6 protein-coding genes are annotated in these 3325 nt (G+C 43.4%); all 6 read left to right on the forward strand.

Annotated elements, in window-relative coordinates; genetic code table 11:
• Positions 1 to 116 precede the first annotated feature (116 nt).
• The 6 genes from map to ACMJ0U_RS05585 all read left to right on the forward strand — a co-directional run bounded on the left by map (position 117) and on the right by ACMJ0U_RS05585 (position 3268).
• Positions 117 to 971, forward strand: a complete 855-nt coding sequence (gene map, locus ACMJ0U_RS05560; RefSeq protein ID WP_417128718.1) for a type I methionyl aminopeptidase — start codon at positions 117 to 119, stop codon at positions 969 to 971.
• A gap of 15 nt (positions 972 to 986) precedes the next feature.
• Complete coding sequence (gene tsaD, locus ACMJ0U_RS05565; RefSeq protein WP_417128720.1) at positions 987 to 2009, forward strand: tRNA (adenosine(37)-N6)-threonylcarbamoyltransferase complex transferase subunit TsaD; 1023 nt, start codon at positions 987 to 989, stop codon at positions 2007 to 2009.
• A 20-nt stretch (positions 2010 to 2029) separates the two neighbouring features.
• Positions 2030 to 2530: a CinA family protein gene (locus tag ACMJ0U_RS05570; RefSeq protein WP_417128722.1), complete on the forward strand. Its 501-nt coding sequence runs from the start codon at positions 2030 to 2032 to the stop codon at positions 2528 to 2530.
• A 104-nt stretch (positions 2531 to 2634) separates the two neighbouring features.
• Positions 2635 to 2895, forward strand: a complete 261-nt coding sequence (gene rpmB, locus ACMJ0U_RS05575; RefSeq protein WP_007558239.1) for a 50S ribosomal protein L28 — start codon at positions 2635 to 2637, stop codon at positions 2893 to 2895.
• A 19-nt stretch (positions 2896 to 2914) separates the two neighbouring features.
• Positions 2915 to 3103, forward strand: coding sequence for a 50S ribosomal protein L33 (gene rpmG / locus ACMJ0U_RS05580; protein WP_005841291.1), 189 nt, complete (start codon positions 2915 to 2917; stop codon positions 3101 to 3103).
• Between the two features lie 9 nt (positions 3104 to 3112).
• Positions 3113 to 3268 carry a DUF4295 domain-containing protein gene (locus ACMJ0U_RS05585; RefSeq protein ID WP_007558249.1) on the forward strand — a complete coding sequence of 52 codons (156 nt, stop codon included), beginning with the start codon at positions 3113 to 3115 and terminating at the stop codon, positions 3266 to 3268.
• The last annotated feature ends 57 nt before the right edge of the window (positions 3269 to 3325 follow it).

The following is a 3325-nucleotide window of genomic DNA, read 5'->3' on the forward strand; positions in this document are numbered from 1 at the left end:
TTTTATTACATAAATGTGACAAGATGTTTATGGGCTGTTGGCGTTTTTTTATATCGCTTCCCGTACGCTATTCCATTTTTTTCTTATACCTTTGCAGGTAAGTAAAGAAGAAGATTATGAAGAGACATAAGATAAACTGGAGGGTACCCAAAGGGGAGGAACTGACGGAATTGGACAGAAAGGTGCTGTTTTATCAGGATAAAGGGCATTTGGTTCCAACTCGCCAGTTGATTAAGACTCCGGAACAGATTGAAGGAATCCGTCGTAGCGGTGTGATTAATACGGGAGTGCTCAATCTGGTAGAAAAGGAAATCCATGCCGGAATGAATACGGCTGAGATTGACAAGCTGGTGTATGAGTATACCCGAGACCACGGGGCCATTCCGGCATGCCTAGGTTATGAGGGTTTTCCGAAGAGCTGCTGTACTTCCATTAATGAAGTTGTTTGCCATGGAATTCCGAGCGAAGAAGAAATTTTGGAAGAAGGTGACATTATCAATGTGGATTGTACGACCATTCTGGATGGTTATTATGCCGATGCTTCACGTATGTTTATTATCGGAAAAACCACTCCGCAGAAAGAAAAACTGGTGCGCGTGGCAAAAGAGTGCCTGGAGGTCGGCATGGAAGCAGCCCGCCCTTTCGGCTTTGTAGGAGACATCGGTCATGCCGTAGAGAAACATGCGAAGAAAAACGGATTCTCGGTAGTTCGTGATTTGTGCGGCCACGGTGTGGGAGTGGAATTCCATGAAGAGCCGGATGTGGAGCATTTTGGCAAGATGGGTACGGGTATGTTGCTTGTACCGGGCATGGTGTTTACCATCGAACCGATGATTAATATGGGAACTTGGGAGGTCTTTATTGATGAAGAAGACGGATGGACCGTAGTGACGGAGGATGAGCTTCCTTCCGCACAATGGGAACATACCTTCGTGATGACAGAACAGGGACTCGAAATATTGACCTATTAATAATAGAAAAACGTTATGAGTACAATAATATTAGGAATAGAATCTTCTTGTGATGACACATCGGCGGCGGTGATAAAAGACGGCGTGTTGTTGTCGAGCGTAATTGCCAGTCAGGCGGTGCACGAAGCCTATGGAGGAGTAGTGCCGGAGCTGGCCTCGCGTGCGCACCAGCAGAATATTGTTCCAGTGGTGCATGAGGCGTTGAAGCGTGCCGGAGTGGCAAAGGAAGATTTGAGCGCCATAGCCTTTACTCGCGGACCGGGCTTGATGGGCTCTTTGCTGGTAGGGGTGTCTTTTGCCAAAGGGCTTGCCCGTTCGCTGGACATTCCGATGGTAGAGGTGAACCATTTGCAGGGGCATGTGCTTGCACACTTTATTCAGGAACCTGACGGTGAAAACGTACAGCCTAAATATCCTTTTATCTGTCTGTTGGTTTCAGGAGGAAACTCTCAGATTATCCGTGTGAATGCGTATAATGATATGGAGGTATTAGGACAGACCATTGACGATGCGGCGGGAGAGGCCATAGACAAGTGCTCCAAGGTGATGGGGCTGGGTTATCCGGGTGGTCCCATTATTGACAAGCTGGCGCGTCAGGGAAACCCGGAGGCCTTTACATTCAGCAAACCGCATATTCCGGGCTACGACTATAGCTTTAGCGGACTGAAAACTTCTTTCTTGTATTCTCTCAGAGATTGGATGAAAGAGGATCCTGACTTTGTGGAACATCATAAGACAGACCTGGCCGCCTCGTTGGAAAAAACGATAGTGGACATTCTGATGGATAAATTGCGTAAAGTCGTAAAGGATACAGGTATTAAGGAAGTAGCCGTGGCCGGAGGTGTGTCGGCAAACAACGGTTTGCGAAACGCATTCTGCGAACATGCGAAAAAATATGGCTGGAATATTTTCATACCGAAGTTCGGGTATACCACCGACAATGCAGCCATGATTGCCATTACAGGATATTACAAGTTTTTGGACAAGGATTTTTGCACTATAGACAAACCCGCTTATTCACGGGTAACCATTAAGTAATAATTTAGAGAAAATAGATTATGTCAGTAGAAACCAAAACACTAAGTAAGGAGATAAGTGAAATTTTCTGGAGAGAAGGCTTGACATTAGCTACCGCAGAAAGTTGTACGGCTGGTAACGTGGCAGCCATCATAACTGCTATCCCAGGTAGTTCTCGTTTCTATAAAGGGGGATTCATTGCCTACTCGGACGAGGTGAAGAAGACGCATTTGTACGTAAATGCTGAAACGCTGGAACAACATGGGGCGGTAAGTGAAGAAACTGTTGTGGAAATGGTAAAAGGAGCCATCAAGGCCTTGAATGTAGACTATGCGATGGCTACATCCGGAATTGCCGGTCCCGGTGGAGGAAGCCCGGAGAAACCGGTGGGTACAATCTGGGTAGCAGCCGGCACAAAAGACGAAGTGCTTACGGCTAAATTGACCGAAGACGAAGGTCGCGAGAAAAATATCCAGGCTGCCACGGCAAAAACCCTCCAATTGTTATTGGAATTATGCCAAAATCAGGGAAAAGAGGAGTAAAAGTTCAATTTGTTGAAAAAAGATTTGTTTATATAAAATAAAATCGCTTACTTTGCACTCCGTTTTAGAGAACCATGGAATAAAACTATAAAAACTAGATAGAAATGTCGAAAATTTGTCAAATTACCGGAAAGAAAGCCTTGATAGGCAACAATGTTTCACACTCTAAGAGAAGAACAAAAAGAACTTTTGATGTGAACTTGTTTACAAAGAAATTCTACTATGTAGAACAGGATTGCTGGATTAGCCTGAATATCTGCGCTAACGGCTTGCGAGTTATTAACAAGAAAGGTCTGGATGCAGCGCTGAATGAAGCGGTAGCAAAAGGCTATTGTGATTGGAAAACTATCAAAATTATTGGTTAATTAAAAGGAGAGAAAGACTATGGCTAAGAAAGCTAAAGGAAACAGAGTACAGGTAATCCTTGAATGCACAGAAATGAAGGATAGTGGTATGCCGGGAACTTCTCGTTATATTACAACTAAGAATAGAAAAAATACCACTGAAAGATTGGAGCTGAAAAAGTACAATCCGATTTTGAAAAGAGTAACAGTTCACAAAGAAATTAAATAATAACAGACCATGGCAAAGAAAACAGTCGCAACCCTTCAGACAGGTAAAGAAGGACGTTCTTATACTAAGGTTATCAAAATGGTTAAGTCTCCGAAAACTGGTGCTTACGTTTTTGATGAACAAATGGTTCCTAACGAAAAGGTTCAGGACTTCTTCAAGAAATAATTTATCTTTTAAGATATAAAATGCTAAATAAAAGTTCCTTTCATTTAAATATGAAAG

The organism is Phocaeicola sp. (assembly GCF_048170425.1).
Classification (GTDB): domain Bacteria; phylum Bacteroidota; class Bacteroidia; order Bacteroidales; family Bacteroidaceae; genus Phocaeicola.